Source organism: Lentzea sp. DG1S-22, assembly GCF_036321065.1.
GTDB lineage: Bacteria > Actinomycetota > Actinomycetes > Mycobacteriales > Pseudonocardiaceae > Lentzea > Lentzea jiangxiensis.
In genome coordinates this window covers 1,412,778-1,436,790 of record NZ_CP143276.1, presented here as the reverse complement: position 1 = coordinate 1,436,790, position 24,013 = coordinate 1,412,778, and the positions used below count along the sequence as shown (strand labels likewise).

Here is a 24,013-nt window from a genome sequence, read left to right as displayed (position 1 = left end):
GCGGGATGCTCTTTTGGGCATAAACGTGCACCTTTCAGAAGTGCAAACGATCCGCTGACCACGTCATATGTCTCCGATTGGCCGGTGGCGCTTGCAGTGGCGACTTCGGCTGTTCGAGTGAAGATGGAAGTCGCGCATGTTTTCCGGCCGGATCATCAGGTTCCATGGACCCGCACTGATCTACCGGCTTGGAATAGCCGGGATTCTCTTGAGCAGTCGGCGGCGGGCCGGATGTTCAATGGCACTTCTCCGTTCGGTCCGCCACTGGAACAGTAGGTGTGAGTTGGAAGTCTTTGACCATATCTGCGCAACCCTCTCCGCCTTGGGGATCGAAGACGATCGGCTGGTCGCGCACTCCTCCCTGAGAGCCGACCTCGGCCTGGACTCCACCGAGCTGACGCAATTGGAGGTGGAACTCTCCGAACGGTTCGGCTTCCGGGTCGATTTGTGGTCCGAGAACGACTACACGATCAGCCAGGTTGCCGATCTCGTCCACCGTGGTGTGATCACCGCCCGCCACGAGGAATACCGCCGGCGGGGTTGGTGGCGCGAAGAGCTCCTCGACGAGCTGGTTCTCCGCCAGGACGACCGCCCTGCCGAGGGGATCGCGCTCAAGGACGAGAAGCTCTCGCTCACCAGGGCGCAGCTGGTGAACGCGGTGTCCGGCTGTGCCCGAGGGCTGGCCGACGCGGGCATCCAGGCCGGTGACACCGTCGTGGTGCAGTTGCCCAACCAGGTTCAGTTCGTGATCTTGGTGCTCGCGCTGGTCCGGCTCGGCGCCCACCCCGTGCTGACACTGCCGGTGTTGCGGGAACACGAGATCGACGTCGTGCTCACCACGGCGCGTCCGGTCGCGATGGCCATCCCGCAGCGGCACCGCCGCTTCGACTACCTCGCTTTCGCGGAGGGCCTGCGTGCCCGCCACGCGCACCTGCGAGTGCTCTTGGTGTCCGGCGGAGCCGATTTGACCACCGGGTGCGTCGACCTGGACGTGCTGACCGCCGGTCGCGAGCAGGCGCCGGAGCGGACCTCCCGGGACGCGACCGGTCTTGCGCTGTTCCTGCTTTCCAGCGGAACGACCGGCGCCCCGAAGCTCATCCCCCGCACGCACGAGGCGTACTGCCACATCGTCCGGACATCCGCGGAGGCCTGTGGGCTGTCCGACGACACGGTGTACCTGGCAGCGATGCCGGCGACACATGGTTTCGTCTTCGGCCATCCCGGCATTCTCGGCACGTTGGCCAGCGGGGGCAGAGTTGTGCTCGGCTCGGCGGAGGACCCCGCTGCCATGCTCGCCCTGGTCGAACGAGAACGCGTGACCCACTGCGCGCTCACTCCCGCGTTGGCCCGGCAGTGGCTCACCGCAGCGCGCTCGAGCCGGTACGACCTCTCCAGCATGCGCGTCCTGCAGATCGGCGGCGCTCCGCTGGATCCCGCCACGGCCGAGGAACTGATGTCCGTTTTCAGCTGCCGGATCCAACAGGTGTACGGCATGTGCGAGGGGCTGTTGAACTACACCAGGATCGACGATCCCCTGGAGATCGCGCTGACCACACAAGGCCGCCCGGTCTCCCCCGGCGATGAGACCGTGATCGTCGACGGCGACGGGCTGCCGTTGCCCGACGGCCACACTGGCGAGCTGTGGACTCGCGGCCCCAGTGTCGTGGAGTCCTACCACGGCGGCGCAGCCGCGTCTTCCTTCACCTCGGATGGTTTCTACCGCACCGGAGACCTGGTCTACCGGCACGCGACGGGCAACCTCGTGGTCGCCGGCCGGATCAAGGACCTGATCAACCGCGGCGGAGAGAAGATTCCTGCGGACGAGTTGGAGGCGTTGGCCCAAAGCCACCCGTCGGTACGGGCTGCCGCGGCGGTCGCGATGCCGCACCGGGTGCTGGGCGAGACGGTGTGCCTCTACGTCGTGCCCGGCGCCGGTCCCGCGCCCGGCCTGCTTGACATTCGCCGCTTCCTCGAGTCGAAGGGCCTGGCCCGGTTCAAGCTGCCGGAACGACTCGTCGAGATCGACGAACTTCCTCTGATCGGCGTCGGAAAGGTCGACAAGGTGTGGCTGCGCAAGGACATCGCGAGCCGTGTCGAGGCAGAGCTCGCCGGGCGGCCATGAACAGCCGGGTGGTAGCGGTGTTCTGCAGCGCGTCCGAGGCTGTTCCACGCCGATGCGTCGATCTCGCCCGCGCTGTCGGAGCGGGCGCGGCCGCGCGCGGCTGGACCGTCCTCACCGGCGGACAGCGCACTTCGATGATGGCAGCGGTGACGCGCGGCGCACAGCTGACCGGGGGCAGGGCGGTCGGAGTGATTCCGGAAGTGCTCGCCGACCAGACAGATCGGCTCTGCGACGAACTCCACATGACCAAGACCATCGCGGAGCGCAAGTCCCGCATGATCGAGCTGGCTGACTCACTGCTCGTCCTGCCCGGTGGACTCGGCACGTGCGAGGAGTTGTTCGACTCCTGGACCGCGCGCATCATCGGTCAGCACGACAAGCCCATGGTCCTGCTGGATCCCGATGGCCACTACGCGGGGTTGCTCGGCTTCCTCGGCGAAGCCGAGCGAACGGGATTCGTCGCCGCCAAGCATTTGTCTCTGCTCACCACGACGACTGAAGTCGATCAGGCGCTCACCGCCTGCCTGCCTGCGCCGGTCACGTCATGACCGACGTACTCGACCTCGACCAGAGCTTTCACGCCGATCCGCATTCCTGGTACCGGACACTGCGCCAGCTGGGGCCGGTGCACCAGGTGCGCCTGGACACCGGTCAGGTGGTGTGGTTCCTGCTGGGGCACGCGGAGAACAAGCAGGCCCTCGTCGATCCGCGGTTGAGCAGGGATCCGCTCCGGGCGTGTCCCGCGTTCGCCGCTGCCGCCACCGGCCCCAAAGGACATCCGGTGGTGGGCAGGCACCTGCTGACCAGCGACGAACCCGAGGCGGTGCGACTGCGACGCGTCGTCTCCGGCGCCTTCACCCGCACCGGGGTGGCCGCGTTGCGACCACGGATCACCGCGGTCGTCGACGGTCTGCTCGACGAGATCACTTCCGCTGCCCGAGTGGATCTGACCGAGAGGTTCGCCAACCCCCTGGCGGGCGCACTGTTGTGCGACTTGCTGGGCATTCCGCAGCTGGAACGCGGAGCCGTCCTCGGTTGGGTGCGTGACCTGGTGCACGCCGGGGACGACCTGGAATGTCAAATCCGGACCACGGCCGCTCTTGTGGACTGGTTGGACCGCTTTCTCGCCTACAAAAACCGATTTCCCGGTGATGACCTCACTTCCCGGTACCTCCACCTCACCGGGAGCGAAGCTCCGCCGATTTCCAGGGAGGAGGTGCCCGCGATGGTGTTCATGCTGCTGCTGGCCGGTTACCAGACCACGGCGAGCTTCTTGACCAATGCAGTGCACACGCTGCTCGCCCACCCCGGCGAGCTGGCCGCCCTGCGCGCCGACCCCTCCTTGATGGACAACGCGATCGAGGAGCTCGCCCGCTACGAAGGCTCGGCCAACTTCACCACGGTCAGGTTCACCCGCTCCCCGGTGCACCTCGGAGGCCGCACCATCCCGGGGGACGGGACACCGGTCTACCTGTCCCTGGCGGCGGCGAACCGCGACCCCGCCCGATTCCCGGAACCCGACCGCCTCGACCTCCGTCGCGACACCTCTGGGCATCTGGCCTTCGGCCGCGGCAGCCGCTACTGCCTCGGCGCGCAACTGGGTCGCCTGCAGGTCCGGCTCGCACTGTCGGCGCTGCTCGACCGCTTCCCGGACCTCGCACCGGCACCGGGTCCCCTCGGATGGCAACCGGGCCTGCTCTTCCGCAGCCTTCGGCATCTGCCGGTCGTGCTCCGTGCACGGTAAAGCCACAGCTCCCCTGACACACCGTCCGAAAGGCACAGTCATGGAGGCCAACGACCTCGTCCGCTCCGCCGTTGATCCCGTGGTGATCGTGGGCATGGCCTGCCGGCTGCCCGGCGACGTCACGACGCCGGAGGACCTGTGGCGGATCGTCATGGAAGGCGCCGACGTCCTCTCGGAGTTCCCCACCGACCGCGGTTGGGGGCCGGACCTGCATGACACGGATCCCGCGAGCACCGGCAAGGTCTACCTCCGGAAAAGCGGGTTCCTGCACGACGCCGCTCAGTTCGACCCCGATTTCTTCGGCATCTCCCGACGTGAAGCACTCGCGATGGACCCGCAGCAGCGTTTGCTGCTGGAGATGACGTGGGAGGCGTTGGAGCGGGCCCGCATCAGCCCGATGTCACTGCGGGGCAGCCGGACCGGCGTCTACACCGGGGTGACCAACACCGACTACGGCGTCCGGTGGATGAGCGGCTCGCACGGGTTGCCCGAGTTCGAGGGGTACCTCGTGCTGGGAAGCTCCAACGCCGCTGCCTCAGGACGCATCTCCTACCTGCTCGGGCTTTCCGGTCCCTCGCTGACGGTGGACACCGCCTGTTCGTCCTCGTTGGTCGCGCTGCACCTGGCGATACAGGCCCTGCGGTCGGGTGAGTGCGACATGGCTGTGGTCGGCGGTTCGACAGTGCACACGACACCCGGGGTGTACCAGGACTTCAGCAGGCAGCGCGCGCTGACAACCGACGGCAGGCTCCGTTCCTACGCCGAGGGTGCGGATGGCACCGCCTTCGGGGACGGCGGAGGGGTGCTGGTGCTGGAGCGCCTGTCCGACGCCCGGCACCGTGGTCACCCGGTACTGGCCGTGGTGCGCGGGACAGCGGTCAACCAGGACGGGGCGAGCAGCCAGCTGTCCGCACCGAGCAGCACCGCCCAAGCGGAGATGATCCGGCTGGCCCTCGCCGATGCCGGGCTGTCCCCGGCCGAGGTGGACGCGGTGGAGGGTCACGGCACCGGCACCAAGCTCGGGGACCCCGCCGAGGCGGCCGCGATCGTGGCGACCTACGGACAGGACCGCCCTGCCGACCGCCCGCTGTGGCTGGGTTCGGTCAAGTCCAACATCAGCCACACGGTGGCCGCCGCCGGCGTCGCCGGTGTGATCAAAGCGGTGCTGGCGATGCGGCACGGCGTGCTGCCGAAGACACTCAACGTAGATCAACCCAGCACGCGGGTCGACTGGAACGACGGCGCGGTGCGCCTGCTCACCGAGGTTCAACCTTGGCCGGAAACGGGCCGCCCGCGCCGGATCGGGGTGTCCTCCTTCGGCATCAGCGGAACCAACGCGCACGTGATCTTGGAGCAGGCTCCGGAATCCGCTCCCCACCGCGTCGAACCGGCCACGCCCCCAGCGCCTCTACCCGCACTGCCGTTCGTGCTGACCGGCCACACCAAGGCGGCTCTGTGCGCACAGGCAGCACACCTGCGGGAACACCTCACCGAGCACCCGGACCTCGCTCCGCACGACGTCGCCTTCTCGCTGGCCACCACTCGGTCGTTGCTGACCGAACGCGCCGCGGTGCTCGCCGCAGACCGGGACGGCCTGCTGGCCGGGCTGACCGCGATCGCCGGGGGAACAGCCCACGGCTCCGTGCTGCGCGGCGTGGCCAAAGCGGGGGGACCGGTCTTCGTGTTCCCAGGGCAGGGCACGCAGTGGGCCGGGATGGCGCGGGAGCTCCTGGACACCTCACCGGTGTTCGCGGCACAGGCGCAGGCGTGCGCGGCGGCGTTGGAGCCGTACCTGGACTACTCACTGCTCGATGTGCTGGAAGACCGCCCCGGCGCAGCGCCGCTGCATCGCACAGAGGTGTTGCAACCCGCCGTGTTCGCGGTGCTCGTGAGCTTGGCAGCGGTGTGGCGTGCCTACGGGGTCGAGCCCTCGGCCGTGGTCGGCCACTCGTTGGGCGAGATCGCCGCCGCGCACGTCGCCGGGGTGCTGTCGCTCGAGGACGCCGCCAGGTTGGTCGGGGAGCGCAGCCGCATCATGACGGCGATGATGAACCGAGGGGACACGATGGCCGTCGAGCTCTCGGCGGACGAGCTCGAACCCCTCCTGATGCCACATGGAGCGCGACTCTCGCTTGCCGCGATCAACGGCCCCCGCGCCTGTGTGGTCTCCGGCGAGTACGAGGCGTTGGACGCGCTGGGCGCGGTGTGTGTCGAGGCCGGTGCCCGCGTGCGCAAATTGCGGCTGGACATCGCGGTGCACTCCGAGCACGTCGCCGAACTCCGCGAGCGGCTGCTGGCGGCGTTCGGCCCGATCACACCCCGGTCGTCACTGGTGCCCTTCTACTCCACCGTCACCGGCGGGCTGCTCGACACCACCGAGATGGACGCCGAGTACTGGTACCGCAACGCACGGCAGCCGGTGCTCTTCCACGCGGCGACCGGTGCGCTGATCGGAGACGGCTACCGGCTCTTCCTGGAGCCGAGCCCGCACCCGGTGCTGGCCCACCACGTGCAGGAGGCAGCGGACGTCAGCCGCACGCCGGTGTCGGCGCTGGGCACCCTGCGCAACAACCGGGGCGGTCCGGCCCAGATGGGCCGTGCACTCGCGGAGGCGGCGGCGCACGGCGTGGTTCCGGACTGGCAGGCGGTGTTCGCGGGAAGCGGCGCGGTGCACGTCGACCTGCCGACCTACCGCTTCCAGCGCCAGCGGTACTGGCTGGACCTGAAGCTGGGTGGCGGTGCGGCGGAACTGGGTCTGACCCGCGCCCAGCACCCGCTGCTGGGCGCCGTCGTGGAGTCGGCCGACACCGGCGGGCTGCTGTTCACCGGCCGTTTCTCCTCGCACGACTTCCCGTGGCTGGCCTCGCACGTGGTGCTGGGGGTGCCCCTGATGCCTGGAGCCGCTTTCGTCGAACTGGCGCTGCACGCCGCACAGGCGAGCGGCTGTGCCCGCCTCGCCGAGCTGACGCTGCACGCACCGCTGGTCCTGCCGGAACAGGGGGCGCTGTGCCTGCAGGTGGCGGTCGGTGCGCCAGAGGGGAACGGGGACCGGAGCTTCAGCGTGCACACCCGACCCGATGCCGACCCGAAGCGGCCGTGGGTCTGCCACGCGGCTGGCGTGCTGGCCGGCGAAGCCGGGCCGGTGAAGGGAGAACCGGCGCAGTGGCCTCCCGCCGGGGCCGCGGTTCTGGACGTCAGCTCGCTGTACGAAGAGCTTTCGGCAGCAGGTTATGACTACGGCTCCGCCTTCCGGTGCGTCACCGCTGCCTGGCAGCGGGACGAGGAGGTCTTCGTGGAGCTGGCCCTGCCCTCCGAGCACCGAGCCGAGGCGGCCGAATACGCCATCCACCCGGCTCTCCTGGACGCCGTCGGGCATGTGTCCGCGCGCCTGGCTCTCGGGACCGCACCGAACGGCCAGGTGCTCGCACCGTTCAGCTGGAGCGATGTCGTGCTGCACCGGCCTGGTGCGGACGTGGTCCGCGCGGGGATCACGTCTGACGGCCGGGGTGCGATCACAGCCGCACTGGCCGACGCCGACGGGCTGCCGGTCGCCGCGGTGGGGTCGGTGATCACCCGCCCGGTCAGCGCCGACCGGTTGACCCAGCTGGCGAATCCCGTCGAAGACGCGTTGTTCCGCCTGGAATGGTCTCCGGTGCCGATGACCGGGGTGCTGCCGCTGACAACGGGCCGCACCGTGGTGCTGGGGCCCGACGAGCTGGGGTTGTGCGCGGGTCTGGCCATGGCGGGATCGGACGTCCTGGCCCACCCGGACCTGGCGTCGCTGTGCTCGGCCCTGGCCACGGGAGAGGAGGTGCCCGGCACGGTGTTTCTCACCGACCATGCGCGCCTCGCCCGTCGTTCTGCGGTGACTGCCGATGAGGTGCACGGCGCGACCGCCTCGGCCCTCGCGGTGCTCCAGGAATGGCTGGCCGAGCAACGTCTGGCCTCCACCCGGCTGGTGGTGCTGACCAAGGGCGCCGTGGCCGTGGGCCGGGAAGACGTGGTTTCGGACCTCTGCGCGGCACCGGTCTGGGGTCTGGTGCGCACCGCTCAAACGGAGAATCCGGGCCGGTTCGTCCTCCTTGACGTCGATGACACAGCTTCGAGTTCCCTGGTGACGACCGCGCTCTCTTCGGAAGAGGAACAGCTGGCCGTGCGTGAAGGCGGTCTGCGCTGTCCCCGCCTGGTGCGCGCCGCACCTAGTTCCTCATCGGCAGCCCCGGCTCTCGCCGAGGACGGCACCGTTCTCGTCACCGGCGGTACCGGCGTGCTGGGCAGCCTGTTCGCCAGGCACCTCGTCACCCGCCACGGCGCACGGCATCTGCTGCTGGTCAGCAGGCAGGGGGCGGAGGCGCCCGGCGCGGACGAACTGCGCGCCGACCTGGAGGAGCTGGGCGCCCGCGTGCGGATCACCGCGTGCGACGTCACCGACCGGGAGGAGCTGACCCGGCTGCTGGCCGAGGTCTCCTCGGCGCACCCGCTCACCGCGGTGATCCACACCGCCGGTGTGCTCGACGACGGAGTGCTGTCCGCGCTGACCCCGGATCGGCTGCTCGAGGTGTTGCGCCCCAAGGTGGACGCCGCTCTCCTGCTGGACGAGCTGACCTCGGGGCTGGACCTGTCGATGTTCGTGTTGTTCTCCTCGATCAGCTCGATCACCGGCAACGCGGGGCAGGGCAACTACGCCGCGGCCAACGCCTTCCTGGATGCACTGGCCGGCCATCGGCGTCATCGCGGGCTGCCGGCACTCGCTTTGTCATGGGGTATGTGGGCAGGGCATGCGGGCATGCTCGCCGGGCTGACGGAGGTCGACTTCACCCGCATCCGCCAGAGCGGCATGCGCCCGTTGTCCGAAGTGGATGGACCGGCACTGTTCGACAACGCCCTCGCGCTGCCGGATGCGGTACTGGTGCCGGCCAGGCTGGACGTGCCCGTCTTGCGAGAACGGGAACGCGGCTCCGGTGTGTCGTCGCTGTTCCGAGAACTGGTACACGCACGAGAACGGACGCGCACCGACATCCCCTCGAACCACGGCGAAGGCCTGCGGTCCCGGCTCGCGCCACTGGCCGAGCTCGACCGCGAGGACGTCCTGCTGGACTTGGTGAGGTCACATGTGGCAGCGACCCTCGCCCATGCCGAACCGGAGACTCTCGACGTGCACCGGCCGTTCACGAAGCTGGGGTTCGACTCGCTCATCGCGATCGAGTTGCGCAACGCGCTCAACACGGCAACCGGTCTGAACCTGGCGGTGACGGTGGCCTTCGAGCACGCCTCGATCGCGTCCATGGCCGCGCACCTGATGACCGAGTTGTTCCCCGCCGAAACCACTGCCGGCTCACAAGACATCGCGGACATGGATGCCGACGCGTTGATCAGCCTGGCACTGGGCGGATCGGAGGCCCGGCGATGAGCGCCGCGCCGGATCGACTGGTGGAGGCGCTGCGGGCGGCCCTGCAGGAGAACGAACGGCTTCGTGCGGAAGCGGAGAGCCGAACCGCGGCGTCGGAGGATCCGATCGCGATCGTCGGCATGGGATGCCGCTTCCCGGGTGCCGGCACACCTGACGAGTTGTGGCGTCTGGTGGCGGACGGCGGAGATGCCATCGGGGATCTGCCCGATGACCGGGGCTGGGCGGACTGGGCCGGGGTGTCCGGAGAAGAACTGGCGAAGGTGCTGGGCGTGACCGGGGGTGGTTTCCTCCGCGGTGTCGCCGACTTCGACGCGGAGTTCTTCGGCATTCCGGAGGACGAGGCGATGGCCATGGACCCGCAGCACCGCCTCCTGCTGGAGGTCGCCTGGGAGACCGTCGAGCGCGCAGGCGTGGACCCGCTGTCCTTGCGGGGCAGCCGGACAGGCACGTTCATGGGAGTCATGCACCACGATTACCTGCTTCTGGCCAACCAGGTTCCGGACGCGGCCGGCCACCTCTTCGGAGGCAACACCGCGAGCGTCGCCTCGGGCCGAGTGGCTCACGCGCTCGGTTTGAGGGGCCCCGCGGTGACGCTCGACAGCGCATGTTCCTCTGCACTGGTCGCGCTGCACCTGGCGTGTCAGTCGTTGCGCGCGGGCGAGTGCGACCTCGCGCTCGCCGGAGGCGTGGCGGTGATGGCCACTCCCTTCCTGCACGAAGAGCTCAACCGCATCAACTACCTCTCCCCCGACGGACGATCGCGGTCCTTCGCCGAGTCGGCCGACGGCGGTTCCCTCGGTGAGGGTGCCGGGGTGCTCATGGTGGAACGCTTGTCCGACGCCCAGCGCAACGGCCATGCGGTGCTGGCGGTCGTGCGTGGCTCGGCGGTCAACCAGGACGGGCCGCGGGAGGGCATGCACGTCCCGACAGGCACGGCGCGGAAGGAGGTGGTCCTCAACGCGCTCGCGGCTGCCGGCCTGGACCCGGCCGACGTCGACGTGGTCGAGGGCAGTGGCACCGGCAGTCCGATGGACGAGCCTTTCGAGGTGAACGCGCTGCTGTCCACCTACGGTCGACGGCGTCGCGACGAGACACCGCTGTGGCTGGGGTCGGTGAAGTCCAACATCGGACACGCCCAAGCCGCCGGTGGTGTCGCCGGGATCATCAAGATGGTGCTGGCGATGCGGCACGGGGTGCTGCCGAAGACCTTGCACGTGGACCGGCCCAGCACGCGGGTCGACTGGAACGTCGGCGAAGTGCGGCTGCTCACCGAGGCACGACCCTGGCCGGAGAGCAACCGCGCCCGTACCGCCGCGGTCTCCGCTTTCGGCATAAGCCACACCAACGCCCACGTGATCCTCGAGCAGGCGCCTCGCGTTCCGACGGCGGTACGTGAGGTCGCTGAGCCGATGCCAATCGTCCCATGGCTCCTGTCGGCTCGATCCGATGCCGCCTTGCGGGCCCAAGCTCAGCGTTTGCGCGAACACGTGGAGAGTCAGGCCACTTCCGCCCTGTGCGATGTGGGTCTGTCGCTGGCTGTCAGCCGCAGCACCTACGAACACCGGGCCGTCGTCCTCGGCTCCACTCGTGAGGAGATGGTTCACGGACTGGCCGCGTTGGCAGATGGGAGGTCCACTCCCTCGCTGTTCCGAGGACGCAGTCCTGTGCGGCCGCCGCGCATGGCCTTGCTGTGCACCGACGAGACGGTGCAGGTGCTGGACGAGCACGCGGCTGTCCTGGACCGCCTCGGCGCCGATAACGCGGAACTGGCCCTCGCATTCGCGCAGACTGTTGCGTTGCACCAACGCTTGACACGCTACGGCGTGCTTCCGGATGTCTTTTGCGGACTTGGCACCGGCGAGTTGGCCGCACTCCACCTCTCCGGTGCGCTGGACCTCGATCAGGTCGCCGCTGTGCTGCAGGCGTGGCGGAACGACGCAGATCCCGGCGTGGTACCTCAACCTCTGAGCACACCGGTGTTCTCCGGCGTCGACGGCGGTTGGCTGGACGTCGAACGGCTGCACTCGCCGCAGTACTGGAGCGTCCTGCGACAGGGGCAGGTCGACGGTGATCCGCCTGCACGGCTGGCCGAACGCGACTACATCGTCCACCGCGTCACCGACTTGCACCGTTCACTCGCCGACCTGCACGTCCGCGGCTGTGCCGTCGACTGGGCGGCAGTCTTCGCCAGGAGCGGCGCACGGCTGGTGGAACTGCCGACCTACCCCTTTCAGCGGCGGCGTTTCTGGCCGAATCCCGAGGAAGCCCGAGGAGGCTGCAAATGAGGATGATCAACCACTGGATAGGAGGCCTCAGCACAGCAGGCGTTTCCGGACGCACCGGGCTGGTGGCCGACCCTGCCGTCGGCAGGCACACAGGCCGGGTTGCGCTCGGCTCGGCTGCCGATGTGCGGGCAGCGGTCGAGGCTGCGCGGGATGCCTTCCCCGATTGGCGCCGGTCGTCCCTGGCCGCACGGACACGGGTCCTGTTCGCCTACCGGCACCTCCTGCACGCGCACCGTGACGAGTTGGCGGCTCTGATCACTTCCGAGCACGGCAAGGCACACTCCGACGCCTTGAACGAGGTCACCCGCGGCATCGAGGCCGTCGAGCACGCTTGCGCGATCCCACAGCTGCTCAAGGGCAGTTTCTCCGAAGGAGTGTCCGCCTCGGTCGACGCCTGCTCGGTGCGCCAGCCGCTCGGGGTGGCCTCGGGCATCACACCGTTCAACTTCCCCGTCATGGTGCCGTTGCGCATGTTCCCGATGGCCATCGCGTGTGGCAACACCTTCGTGCTCAAACCGAGCGAACGTGCCCCGTCGGCGGCCCTGCGCATCGCGGAACTCTTCACCGAGGCCGGACTGCCCGACGGTGTGCTCAACGTGGTGCACGGCGACGCTCAGGCAGTTGAGGCCCTGTTGACCGATCCTGACGTGCGTTCGGTTTCTTTCGCCGGTTCCACCCCCGTGGCCCGGCACGTGCACGCACGCGCCACCGCAGCGGGCAAGCGGGTGCAAGCTCTGGGTGGCGCGAAGAACCACATGCTGGTGATGCCCGACGCCGACATGGACCTCACCGCCGACGCGGCGGTGTCCTCGGCTTACGGCTCGGCCGGACAGAGGTGCTTGGCGGTCTCGGTGCTCCTCGCGGTCGGTTCTTCAGCCGACGACCTCGTTCCGCGCATCGCGAAGCGCATCGCTTCGCTGCGCATCGGCCCTGGCTCCGATCCGACGTCGGACATGGGACCACTGATCAGCAGGGACCACTGCGATCGGGTCGCGGCTTACGTGGAGGCAGGCGCACAGGCCGGGGCCAGCGTGGTCGTGGACGGACGCGACCTCGTCATCGACGGAACCGGGTACTTCCTCGGCCCCAGCCTGCTGGACCACGTCACTCCGGACATGAGCGTCTACACCGACGAGATCTTCGGCCCTGTGCTGGCCGTAGTGCGGGTGAACGACTACGACGAGGCCCTGCAGCTGATCAACGACAGCCCCTGGGGCAACGGCGCGGTGATCTTCACCCAGGACGGAGGGGCGGCACGCCGGTTCCAGGTCGAGGCAGACGCGGCGATGATCGGCGTGAACGTCTCGACTCCGGTGCCGGTGTCCTACTACTCCTTCACCGGCTGGAAGGACTCTCAGTTCGGCGACAGCGGGGCCGAAGGCGTGAACTTCTACACCAAGGGCAAGGTCATCACCACGCGCTGGCCGAGCCCCGCGGACCGGGCGCTGGACCTGGGTTTCCCCTGCAGTCAGTAGCCGGCGGTCGACAGCCGCTCGAGGAATCGCTGCACCGGTGCCTCCTGCAAGTGCGGCATCAAGTGTCCTGCGAACTCGCGCAGCGCCCGAACACCCCGGGCGCTGCGCACCCCTCCCACACCGGTGAGCGCGCCATCAGCCGTCGTGAGAGCTTGGTCGAGGTGCCCATGCTGCAACTGGGCCCAAGCCAGCACCGCGCGGCTCACGGCTTGTCTGCGACCCAACCCGCTGTTGCCGTACACGGAAGCCAGAGCGAAGGTCTCAGCGTTGCGCGCGTCCCCCAGGTCGCGAAAGCAGCAGCTCATCTCGGTCTGCAGGTAGTGCTCGCCGAGAGATCGAACCCATCTCGACTCCTCGGCCGGGTCGCTGCTGCGGTCCAGAGCACGCTCCGCCTCGGTCAGCGCCCTCGCCGCGTCCGACCGATGACCCAGTGCGGCATGAGCACGTGCGCGAATCGCGTGCAGGCGCATCAATCCGCGCGGACTGCCCGACCTGTGCACCAGCGCACAGCCTGCCTCGGCCAATCGGAGCCCGTCCGCGGCGCGGCCGGAACTGAGGGCAACGTGCGCCATCCCGGCGTACAGCTGTCCACTGAGGACTCGATCATTGCCCTCGGCGCACAGGCGCAGCGCACGCGTCATGTACTGCTGCGCCTGGTTCGACCGACCGTCGTCGTAACTCATCCACCCGGTCATGCCGGTGGCCTTCCCGGCGAGGACGAACAGCTGCGCTCGCACCGTTGAAGGGTGCCGCTGACGTAGCAACGGTGCCACAACATCATCGAGGTAGCGCGCCGCCTGTCGGCGAGCGAAGCCGCCGCCCAGCCGATTGTCCAGGTCATCCAGAGCCTGGATCACGTTCAGCAGGTCCTCGACTTCAACCGGTGATCCGGTCGCTGGTGACTTGCTCAACCACATCACCTTCCGTTCCGCTCGGGGCTCGTTTGATGGACATGTGCACGGTGCGCCGGCGCAGCCATCCGCCGCGTCAGCGTCGTGGAAGCCGATGAAGTCCCACTAATCCAGAGGACACCACATTGCCACCATGCACTCCCCCGAACGCCCGCCTGGACCACACTGTCCAACGCGCTCCCACCACAGCTCGGAGTTTCTGCCTTTTGGTGTAACCACATGTGTCCGATCGAGCATGCGCCACGCCGGCAGACCCGACTTCCGGCTCAGGTGAGCCGCGTACATGCCACCACTGCACTGCCGGGTTCCGCGGTGAAGGCGGGCGCGGCGTGTCACTGCCCGACGCGATCCTCGATCACCGCTCTCCTGTTCTCAGGCCCCTCGGCGGAGAGGACGACGAGCCGGCGCCAGCCGGGGAACTGGGCCGGCAGAACGCTCTTGTCCAGCGCCGTTGTGGGGCTGCTGCACCGTCAGATGACATCCGAGCTGGCCTGCCGTCACGGTGAGCTGGGTGGATGTCGCTGTGCCCAAGCCCTACCCCTAGAAACGCATCAGCGCCGGATCAGCTCCCAGTCGACGTCCCACACCCTGATTCGGCCGTCGTCGCCGGCAACGAGGACGTGGTTGCCGTCGGGCGTGAAGCAGACAGCATCCGTCGCCCTGGTCGCCCCCTCGATGTGACCCCGGAACCGGCCGGTGGCGACCTCCCAGACACCGATCACGCCGGCTGACTCCACAACCATTGCGATTCCGCCGTCCGGGCTCGTGCAGATGTGGAACATGGTCGAACTGGTGTCGCGGCCGAGAGTGCGGACGAGTTCAAGCGACGCCATGTCACGCACGCGCACGCCCTGCCGCGAAGGAACCCCGACGGTGAGCAGGTGACCTTCCGGCGTGATGCTCGCCGAGTACAGCGACTGCGACGGGTAGGTCTCGAGAAAGCGGGTGAACCGGCCGGACAGCAGGTCCCACTCGCGCACCGACCTGTCCCGCATGCCGACCGTGACGCAGAAACGTCCGTCCGGCGTGGGCAGGACAGCGGCGATCCCACCGGTGTGACCGCGAAGGACGTGCACCGACCGTCCGGAGTTCAGTTCCCAGACGCGCGCTGTCGAGTCTTCGCCACCCGTCACCAAGAGTTTGCCATCAGACGTTGCACACACACTGCGAACCGGACCGTGGTGGCCGCGCAGCACGTGCTCGAGTTCGCCGGATCGCCACACCCGCGTAGTGCCGTCGTCCGCGGTCGCCGCCACGTAGGACCCGCTCGCGCACACCGAGCGGACGCGTTCCGTGTGCCCGGCGAGCGTGGCGACCCGGCGGCGCGACGACAAGTCCCACACCCAGACCGCGTTGTCGGCATGACCGACGGACAGCACTCGGCCGTCCGACGTCGCGCAGATGCCCGTCAACGGGCCCTCGCCACCGTCCATGCCCTCGCTCGGCCACGCGGTGCGGAACTCCCGCCGCGCTGACGGCAGCTTCCGCCACGCTTCCATCAGCCGCGCCGACCTCTCGTGCCCACGCAGGTCTCTCGCTCGGCGGAGCAGGTCGTGCGCGCGTTCCGGTTCCCGCTCGGCGCGCGCGAGCAGGTCGTCGGCCTCCTTGGACACCGTCAGCAACTCGGCGGCGGCACGGGACCGGGCGTGCTGCAACGAACTCGGCACCCACGCGCCGATCTTCCAGAGGCGGACCTCGGTGCGACCGGCATGCACCAGCATCTGCTCGTCCGCGGTGAGCAGGGCGTTGTCCTCGAACTGCACTCCATCGGTGATCGTGCGCAGGCAGCGGCCGGTCTCGATCTCCCACACCCGCACGACACCGTGCAACTCCGTGGTCAGCGCCAGCCGGGGGTTGTCCCGCGACAGCGCGACCGACCGGACGATGTCGGTGTGGCCGGTGAACACCTGCAGGCAGGCGCCGGTGGAGAGGTCCCACAACCTCGCCGTGCGGTCGCCGCTCCCGGTCAGGGCCAGCCGCCCGTCCGGGGTCACGCTGATCGAGGTGAGCGAACCGGTGTGGCCGTTCAGCACGTGCGTGCACCGGCCGGTGCGGAGATCCCACAGTCGTGCCGTGCGATCGGTGGCCCCGATGGAGCCTCCGGCCGCGGTGACCACGTGGTGAGCACCGATCTCGATCTTGTTCACCGGCCCGGTGTGCCCTTCGAGCGTGAACATCGCGGTGCCGGTGGTGAGATCCCATGCCCGGACCGATCCGTCGTTCTGGCCCACGAGCGCGTGCCGGCCGTCCGCGGTCATCCGCAGCGCGGACACGCCCGAGGGAGCGGTGAGCCTGCGCGCCGGCCGTCTGCTGTCCAGGCGCTGGACCCGCACCGTCTCGAGGTCACCGAGGAGCCTGGTGGTCATGATGGTCCTGGCCTCGGCGGACAACTCGAGGTGGAACGCGTCCTGCGTCCTGCCCCAACTGCTCTTCCGCAGGAGTGGACGGCCGCCGACCAGGTCCCACAGCACCGCTTCCCAGGCCTTGCTCGCGGTGATCACCTGCCGGCCGTCGGAGCTGACCGCGATCTTCTCGACCTCATCTCCTTCACCGGCCAGGACGCGCACACACGCGCCGGTCGCCATCTCGATCACGCGCACCGCCCCCGCAGCGTCCCCCAGCAGCAGCAGCTTTCCGTCCGGCGTCACGCGCACAGGGGCAGCGCTCCGCCTCGATCCGATGTGGACGGTGTGATCCGGTGGCGCGTCACCGCGTTCGGCTCGTACCAGGTCGATCAGTGGCCGGGCCCGTGACGGGTCCGTCGCCTCCAGATCGGTGAGCACCGCGTCGTCGGTGGTCTTGCCTGTCCGCCATCGCAGCACACCGGCGTTGTAGGTCGCTTCCGGGTGGCGTGGGTCAGCCTTCAACGCTTCGTCCAGCAGGTGCACGGCTTCCGCGGTGTGGCCGAGGTCCAGCACCGACAGCGCGCGGTTGTTCAACTCGTCCGCGCGGAGCACCGCCGCGGACGGCGCGAGTCTGCGGAACGGGCCTGCCCCGGCTTCGTGCAGCTCGATCAGCGCGGTCGCCACCTCCGCCATGTCACCGGGTCGGTTCGCGGGATCCCACTCGAGGCACGACCCGAGCAGTCCGGCAAGCCCACGCGGCAGGTCCAGACCTGCCAACGCTCCCCCGGCAGCGGGACCCGCGAGCCAGGTGACGTCACCGGTCGCCATCTCCAGGACGCTCACCGCGAAGCTCCAGACATCGCTGCGCGTCCCGGTGGTCCTCCCGGCTGCCTGTTCCGGTGACGCGTACTGCCTGGTGCCCCGGTAGGAACCGGTCGCCGCACCGGCCAGCCCGAAGTCGGTGATCTTCACGTCGTCGCCGACCAGGATGTTCGCGGGCTTCACGTCGCGGTGGACCACGCCGAGCGCGTGCGCGTGGGCAAGTCCCCAGGCCGCCTGCACGGCCAGGTCCGCGATCCGGGCGAAGACCTCCCGCTCGGACCCCGCGTACAGGCGGCGATCGCGGATCCAGTCCGCGAGGCTCCCACCGTGGACGTACTCGGCGACGACGGCGGGCACGCCGTCTATCGTGCGCACGTAGTGGCAGTTGCAGACATGCGGATGCAGCCCGATGTCGACCCACGTCCGCGCCTCGCGGGCGAACCTGTCGCGGTTCGCGGGCGTGCGGAAGAGCTCCGGCCGCGGCCGTTTGATCGCCACGTCGACGTCCCAGCCGAGGTGCCTGGCCCGGTAGACCACGCCCATGCCACCGCGGTGCACACCGGTGATCTCGTACTGGTCCAGCACCCGGTCACCCGCGTTCCACTCGACGAGGAGCGCGGGCGGGTCGCCGTCCAGGGTGTGCTCGTCCACGGTCGCTCAGGTGGCGATGTCGAGGGCGAGGTTGAACGCGGTCGACAGCATCGAGGGCACGAACAACTCCTCCTCGGGTGGCATGGGCCAGTGCGGGACGGCGGTGTCGATGTTGAACAACACCGCGAACGAGCACCCGGCGCGGAAGACGTCCGGTGCGCTGTCCCAGCTCTGCTCACTGCTCCTCGCGATCAGGCGCATGTCCGTTCGCAGCTCGCGCAGCAGTCGCAACACCCGGTATCGACGGCGGCGCAGCATCCCGAGCCCGTCCGCCTTCAGCCCGGCGCTCGCCTGCTTCGCCGGGCCGTTCCACCACTCCAGCGGGCGCGGCCGGACGATCGACGTGGTGCCGGTCCCCTCGAACACGACGTTCAGCAGGAGCTGCTCGTCGGGGTCCGGGCTGTCCAGCGGGTCGGGGTGCCGCGTGACCTGCAGCCCTCTCGGGCCGACGTGCGTGCCGCCGTAGGAGAACCACAGGTGGCGGCGCAGGGCGAGGTCGACGAACTGAGCGGCGCAGACTCGGCCGTACCGGAAATGGGCGTCCTCGTCCATCACGGGGTGCAGGATCGCCCCGGCCCGCAGGAGGTTGCCCACCTCCTGGCGCACGGTGCTCATGAAGATCGGCAGGGTCACCGCACACATGATGGCAAGAACACCGGACCGGTGGGTGGACATCGGTGAGACGATCATGCCGAGGCGCACCGAGGGGGTTGGATGTCGTTCCAGTACTTCGTCTACATCAGCGACAGCAAGGTGGACATGCTGTTGCAGCAGATCGACCCCGCCGCGACGCGCAAGCGCACGTCCGAGCTGGCGGTGGACCTGAAGTTCCTCAAGGGCAAGCGTGGTGCGGAAGCCGTGGTGGGCGCCGACCGCACGGCGCGGCTCGAGCGCGTCGTCCGGTACCTGACCGACTTCGGCGACCTGGGTTCGGTGGACGAACCGGGCCAGTTCTTCTGGGGCATGCTGCCGCTGACGTGGGGCCCGCTGGTCGGCGCGGACGGCCTGTCACTCGTGTACTTCGGCGGACGCACCGGGCAGACCGTGCTGGGCCTCGGCGGTTCACGTGCCCACGTGTTCGGCGCTCCTCCCCAGGGCGAACAGGACCCGCTGATCAGCCGGTCGATGCTGCCGTCCTTGCTGGACGGCATCGTCAAGGCGCCGGAGGTCGCGGCCGTGCTCACCGAGAAGTACGACGGGAACGCCGAAGCGCTCGAAGCCGTCCGCCGGACGACCGCCGACCTGCGAGGACCCGCCCAGAACATGGAGTTCGTCGCCCGCCGGCTGCTGCACGGGAAGAGCGCGGGCGGCGACACGGTGCTGCTCGGTTCGCCGTTGTACGTGGCACTCGTGGACTGACGTGCGCTGGGCAGTCCACCTGAAGGTCGATGGGGTGCGGCAAGTCCACCTGGCTCCTCGAACGGTGGTGGCGGGCCGCGACCCGAGCTGCGCGCTGCGGGTCGAGGACCTCAACGCCTCCCGCCGACATTGCCGCTTCACCATCGCACCTCCCGCCGTCCGCGTGCACGACCTGGGCAGCCGCCACGGCACCCACGTCAACGGCGTCCCGGTGGACGAGCACGACCTCGCCGACGGCGACGAGGTCCGCATCGGTTCGACGATCGTGCGGATCGCCGTGACGCCCGCCGAGTTCGCCGGCTACTCGCTCGAAGAGGAACTCGGACGCGGAGCTCAGGGCACGGTGTTCCTCGCCCGGCACGCCAACAGCGGATCCGTGGCCGTGAAGGTGCTGCACGACATGACGCCGCAGACCGCGGCGCTCCTCATCCGCGAGGTCACGGCCATGCGAGCGTTGCGGCACCCGAACATCGTCCCGCTGCTCGACGCGGGTACCGAGCCGGCGCCGTTCCTCGTGAGCTCCTACTGCGACGGCGGCAGCATCGAGGAGCTGGGCAAACAACCCGTGGTGAAAGCAGTCCGGATCATCCGCGACGTCCTGACCGGTCTGGCCCACGCCCATTCCGCCGAAGTGCCCGGCGTCCGCCTCGCCGACGGCACCACCCGGTCAGCGCGAGGCATCGTGCACCGGGACATCAAGCCGCAGAACATCCTGTTGCACGGAGGCGTCGCACGACTGGCCGACTTCGGGCTCGCCAAAGCCTTCGACCTCGCCGGTCTCTCCGAACACACCCGCACCGGCGAAGTGGGCGGCAGCCTCGGTTTCATGCCACGCGCGCAGGTCCTGAACTACCGCTACGCCCCACCCTCCGTAGACGTGTGGGCATGCGCGGCGACGCTCTACTGGATGCTGACCGGCACCACACCACGCGACTTCCCCGCAGGCGCCGATCCGGTTGCCGTGGTGCTCCGCGAGCCGGCGGTGCCGATCCGGGTACGCGAACCAGCCCTGCCGGCACGTCTCGCTGCCGCCGTCGACGAGGTGCTGATCGAGAACGAGCCGGTGTCCGCCGAGCGGTTCCGAGACATGCTGATCGAAGCTGGGTGAGCGCGCGAATCCCTGCGGCCTGAACGGACTTCGGTAGCCCCGTCAGCGAGCGTCACCGCGGATGCGGTTCAAGGCCGAGCAGGTGCGCTGCCACCCGAATCGCGCGGTCGCCACGCAAGGCAACCTGCGACCGTCCTTGAGCCACGGGACTACACCTTCGTCAGCCGCACTATTGCTTCACGTCGACTGCGCACTAGCGCGCTCACTCTTTCGGTGGATTCTTCACTTCTGGAGGCACTCCTCCGTTGAAGGTATTCGCAGGTCGACACCTGGATGACCTCCAGGCGTGCGACACAGATTCACTCGATTGTGTAATCGAAACATAATTGGCGTCCTCGCGCGGGCGATGGACGGTTTGGTTCTTCCTGCACGGCTGGATATGGTTCGACCGAGATCGTCACGTGCATCTCTTCTGGCGATCCGCGACCGAAAAAATCTGAAGGAGTTTTTGTGCTGAAGAAGGCTGGAGCGGCCATCGCTATCGCGGGCGCTTTCATCGGTATCGGCTCGACGGCGTCGGCCGACGCCCCGGAGCTGGACCTCACCCACCAGGTCGGCGGAGTCAACCTCGACGACTCCGAGGTGCTCAGTGACCTGAACGTCTGCTTCATCGACGTCAACGTCATCGCGGTGCCGGTTCTGTCCGGCAACGACAGCGGCCTGTGCGCGAACCCGGACGACGAGTGATGTGAGCGGCGCATCCTACGGTTGCGCCGTTGTGGCAGGTCGGGACGGAGTCGCGGTGGGGCATACCGGGCTCCGTCCTGCCATTTGCGCTGCGAAGCAGCGAGGTCGAATTCTGCCCCGAGAGATGGGTGCAAAGGTCGCCGCTGGCTGCTTCCGGCGTGCGGCTTACAACGATCGCACGCCCGTGGCTGTGGCGAAGCTGGTTGTCAGGCCGCAGAATTTGCTTGAGCCGTTGACGCAGCGTTGACCACGTTGCGATGTTTGTACAGATCGGGTCGAAGAGCGGCGTTGATCCGTTGCTGACGTAACGCGGTGCGAGTGCTGGGGTGGGCGTGGGCCTTGCCGGCGATTACCCGCCTCGCCCGTACTCGCCAGTATCGACGGCCAGGTGAAGTTTGGTGTTAGTGGCCATGGTTTGTTACCAGCTCCTTGGCTGCTGCACGATGAGCACAGGCGTTCCGGAAATTACGAGGGTGTCTCCCGCTCGCACCGGACGGCTGGTGCCGTCGAGGCCGCGCACCTCCTCGGCATGTGGTGGGAGTGACGTCGTCGCGGTGCCCTCGTGCGTCCAGCGGATCGTGAGCAGCCGTCCGTCGTCCGCGGTGAACTCGCACTGCCACACGTTCGCCGGCAAGTCGATGGCGAGGCCTTGCCCGCATGACTGGGTGCTGGTGCGGGTCAGCCACCGTTGCAGCTCCTCCACCGCCAGCGCGGCCCTGGTGGGCGGGCTTCCGACTGCCTGCAGCGTGATGGGCAGGCCGCCACCGCCCCAGTTGTAGAAGTAGGTGCGTTCGAGGCTGAAGTGGGAGCCGTGGATTGCCACCAGGTAGAAGCGCACGGCGTAGTCGGCCGCGCGTTGCTCGTCCAGCCGTTCGTCGCGAACGTACTCATAGGTGACGCCGGTGTTCCACAAGCGCGGGTGGACGCCTGCGTCGTGCAGGGCACCGTCGATCTGCTGCAGAAGACCGATCATGGTCTCCGGTGGATCGGCCGCGTGCTGCTGGTGCAGGTTCAGACCTGCGACGTCGCAGTGGTCGTAGCCGCGCAGTTCGGCGAATCGGCGCAGGACGGCGCGGCCCTCGTCCGTCCACAGCCGGGCGATCGACGGGCACACCACGGCTGCTCGCGGGTCCACGGCCCTGATGGCGCGTCCGGCCAGCCTGGTCATCTCCACCAAGGTTTCCGTCGAACCGGAGAAGTAGCGCTGGTCGTTGGCGTGGACCCAGACCTCGTAGGCGTCGATGCGACCCTGGTAGCGGGCCGCCAGCGTGCTGACGAACCGTTCCCACACGGCCAGGTCGTCGGGTGGCGCGCTGCGGGAACCGTCGCCGTAGGGTGCTTTCGGCCCGGCAGGCGCGGCCCACGCCGGTGTGCCGCCGAACACCAGCGTCGCGGGCAGGTCCGCCTTCCGCGCGCCGGCGACGAGCCGGTCGAGAACAGTCCAGTCGTAGGCGTCGCGCCGCGGCTGCAGCCTCGCCCACCGGGTGCCGCTGTCCCAGAACCGCAGGCTGCCGACCCGGAACGACGGCATCACCCCGCTCGACGAGGACGCCGTCACGCCGAACAACGACGGCGTCAGCGGCCGTTCGCGCTGCCAGGACGGACCGGCGACCTGCTGCCGCGCGGGGACGGTTGTCACGTCCGCACCACTGGCCGTCAGCGACACGAAGACGAGCACCAGGACGAGCCCGGCGGATGCCGCGGAAAGGGTGCGCGGACGTGGCGGACGCCGGGATTCCGATGCACACTGCACCCTTTTCGGAACAACGACCCGACCGGTCGCCAGTCTCCATTGCTCCAGCAGTTCGAGCAGTTCTTCATCGCCTGCCGAACACGCCATGGCGATTCCCGCCACGGTCTGGCAGTCCGGCGGAACAGTCGTTCCCGAGCAATACCTGTGCAGCGTCGAACTGCTGATGTGCGACTTCCTCCCCAGCTCCGAATAACTCAGCCCGCTGCGCTGCTTGAGTGCCGCGAGATGGCTCGCGAGCTCTTCCCTGCCACCCGCCACACCTATCGCCCTCCCCAGCCTTCGGTGTCGTGGGCAGTATGGCAGCCATCCCACACACGGGGATATCACCTGGTCAGGGCATGTTGTGGCATGTCGGGACAGCGGCGTGTTGTCCGGCCGTGCGCTCATTGGCATCGTTGGCCTCGACCGCACTCGCGGACATCGCACGAAATCATTGACACCGCACGAAATCACTCCCAGGGGGAGAACAGTGAAATTCTTGCTCAAGTGCGCCCTCACCACTTCCGTGGCCGCGGTCGCACTCTCGACGATTCCCTCCACGGCGACTGCAACCGACTACAACTTCGCCTGCAACAACATCGCGCTGGACGCAGGGTTCGAACCGTGCATCGGTGACAGGTGGAACGTCGCTCCGGGCGAGTTCGTCCGGGTCACGAACGTCTCGGCAGGGGGAAAGTCCGTCAGGTTCCGCGCCTACAACGTGAGTGGCCACCACCTGCTCGGCCAGACCGGCGAGCTCAAGGTCGGCGGTACGGGCCTGCTGTGGCGCAACGACACGTCGAGCACCATCAAGGTCGACGTCGAGGCAGACCCGGTCGCCTGCTGCGTCACGGTCAACGTCGCCGCTCGCGCAAGCATCACGACCTCATGAGGACGCTCGTGATCGGGCCGGCGCTGGCCGCCACGCTGCTGGTGGCCGCACCGGTCACGGCATCAGCGGCCGCCCCGCCCCCGTACGTCGACGTCTTCTGCGCTGACGTGGACGCGCTGGAGGGGTACGTCGACTGCGTCGCCCCCTTCGGCGTGCACCCCGGCTACTTCGTGCGGGTCGGTGTCACATCGGCAGGCGGCAAGACGGTGCGCTTCCGCGCGTACAACTTCAACGGTGACCACCTCTTGGGTGAAGGCGTCGACCAGAGGGAGGGGGGCAATCGTTCGCTTGTGTGGCGCAACGACACCGACCGCGTCATCCAGGTCGAATTGAAGGTCGACCTGCGCTCGGTGACAGGGGATACGAACGTCAACGCCAGGGCGCACATCACCACTTTCTGAACCCCAGATGGTCGCGCGACGAGCTCGAGCGCCAGTGCTTTCAGCTTGTCGCGCGACCAGCCGCGCCAT

The 24,013-nt window shown here is 68.6% G+C and carries 14 protein-coding genes and 2 pseudogenes; 11 read left to right on the top strand and 5 right to left on the bottom strand.

What is annotated here, in order from left to right; all coding sequences use genetic code 11:
* The first annotated feature begins 283 nt into the window (after nt 1-283).
* From V1227_RS06285 to V1227_RS06260, 6 genes and pseudogenes are all read left to right on the top strand, one after another.
* Entirely contained in the window at nt 284-2,122 is a 1,839-nt protein-coding gene (locus V1227_RS06285) for an AMP-binding protein (protein ID WP_329791522.1), read from the top strand.
* Nucleotides 2,119-2,670, top strand: a complete 552-nt coding sequence (locus tag V1227_RS06280) for a TIGR00730 family Rossman fold protein (protein ID WP_329791521.1) — start codon at nt 2,119-2,121, stop codon at nt 2,668-2,670. The genes V1227_RS06285 and V1227_RS06280 overlap by 4 nt, the downstream gene beginning before the upstream one ends.
* Nucleotides 2,667-3,866 carry a cytochrome P450 family protein gene (locus tag V1227_RS06275; protein ID WP_329791520.1) on the top strand — a complete coding sequence of 400 codons (1,200 nt, stop codon included), beginning with the start codon at nt 2,667-2,669 and terminating at the stop codon, nt 3,864-3,866. The genes V1227_RS06280 and V1227_RS06275 overlap by 4 nt, the downstream gene beginning before the upstream one ends.
* Nucleotides 3,867-3,939: 73 nt before the next feature.
* A pseudogene (locus V1227_RS06270) lies at nt 3,940-9,276 on the top strand (type I polyketide synthase); the annotation flags it as partial.
* Nucleotides 9,273-11,561 (top strand): type I polyketide synthase, encoded by a 2,289-nt coding sequence (locus V1227_RS06265; protein ID WP_329791518.1) that lies wholly within the window; start codon nt 9,273-9,275, stop codon nt 11,559-11,561. The pseudogene V1227_RS06270 and the gene V1227_RS06265, both read left to right, overlap by 4 nt.
* A complete protein-coding gene (locus tag V1227_RS06260; RefSeq protein WP_329791517.1) occupies nt 11,558-13,036 on the top strand; it encodes a CoA-acylating methylmalonate-semialdehyde dehydrogenase in 1,479 nt (492 codons plus the stop codon). The genes V1227_RS06265 and V1227_RS06260 overlap by 4 nt, the downstream gene beginning before the upstream one ends.
* Here V1227_RS06260 and V1227_RS06255 read toward each other — a convergent pair.
* From V1227_RS06255 to V1227_RS06245, 3 genes are all read right to left on the bottom strand, one after another.
* On the bottom strand, nt 13,030-13,947 hold the full coding sequence (locus tag V1227_RS06255) for a hypothetical protein (protein ID WP_329791516.1): 918 nt from the start codon (nt 13,945-13,947) through the stop codon (nt 13,030-13,032). The genes V1227_RS06260 and V1227_RS06255 overlap by 7 nt on opposite strands.
* 551 nt (nt 13,948-14,498) lie before the next feature.
* Nucleotides 14,499-17,765, bottom strand: coding sequence for a protein kinase domain-containing protein (locus tag V1227_RS06250; protein WP_329791515.1), 3,267 nt, complete (start codon nt 17,763-17,765; stop codon nt 14,499-14,501).
* A 6-nt stretch (nt 17,766-17,771) separates the two neighbouring features.
* Complete coding sequence (locus V1227_RS06245) at nt 17,772-18,398, bottom strand: hypothetical protein (protein ID WP_329791514.1); 627 nt, start codon at nt 18,396-18,398, stop codon at nt 17,772-17,774.
* An 81-nt stretch (nt 18,399-18,479) separates the two neighbouring features.
* On the opposite strand from V1227_RS06245, the gene V1227_RS06240 reads away from it, so the two are divergent.
* The 3 genes from V1227_RS06240 to V1227_RS06230 all read left to right on the top strand — a co-directional run bounded on the left by V1227_RS06240 (nt 18,480) and on the right by V1227_RS06230 (nt 20,919).
* On the top strand, nt 18,480-19,124 hold the full coding sequence (locus V1227_RS06240) for a DUF7019 family protein (protein ID WP_329791513.1): 645 nt from the start codon (nt 18,480-18,482) through the stop codon (nt 19,122-19,124).
* 34 nt (nt 19,125-19,158) lie between these two features.
* Nucleotides 19,159-20,232, top strand: a complete 1,074-nt coding sequence (locus tag V1227_RS06235) for an FHA domain-containing serine/threonine-protein kinase (RefSeq protein WP_329791512.1) — start codon at nt 19,159-19,161, stop codon at nt 20,230-20,232.
* Nucleotides 20,233-20,682: 450 nt separating this feature from the next.
* A complete protein-coding gene (locus V1227_RS06230; RefSeq protein ID WP_329791511.1) occupies nt 20,683-20,919 on the top strand; it encodes a hypothetical protein in 237 nt (78 codons plus the stop codon).
* A gap of 418 nt (nt 20,920-21,337) precedes the next feature.
* Here the strand turns inward: V1227_RS06230 and V1227_RS06225 are convergent, their stop codons facing one another.
* Both V1227_RS06225 and V1227_RS40555 read right to left on the bottom strand, forming a co-directional pair.
* Complete coding sequence (locus V1227_RS06225; protein WP_329791510.1) at nt 21,338-22,558, bottom strand: hypothetical protein; 1,221 nt, start codon at nt 22,556-22,558, stop codon at nt 21,338-21,340.
* A 174-nt stretch (nt 22,559-22,732) separates the two neighbouring features.
* Nucleotides 22,733-23,059 (bottom strand): annotated as a pseudogene (locus V1227_RS40555) (helix-turn-helix domain-containing protein); the annotation flags it as partial.
* A gap of 82 nt (nt 23,060-23,141) precedes the next feature.
* On the opposite strand from V1227_RS40555, the gene V1227_RS06220 reads away from it, so the two are divergent.
* Entirely contained in the window at nt 23,142-23,543 is a 402-nt protein-coding gene (locus tag V1227_RS06220) for a hypothetical protein (protein ID WP_329791509.1), read from the top strand.
* An 8-nt stretch (nt 23,544-23,551) separates the two neighbouring features.
* A complete protein-coding gene (locus V1227_RS06215; RefSeq protein WP_329791508.1) occupies nt 23,552-23,944 on the top strand; it encodes a hypothetical protein in 393 nt (130 codons plus the stop codon).
* Nucleotides 23,945-24,013 lie beyond the last annotated feature (69 nt).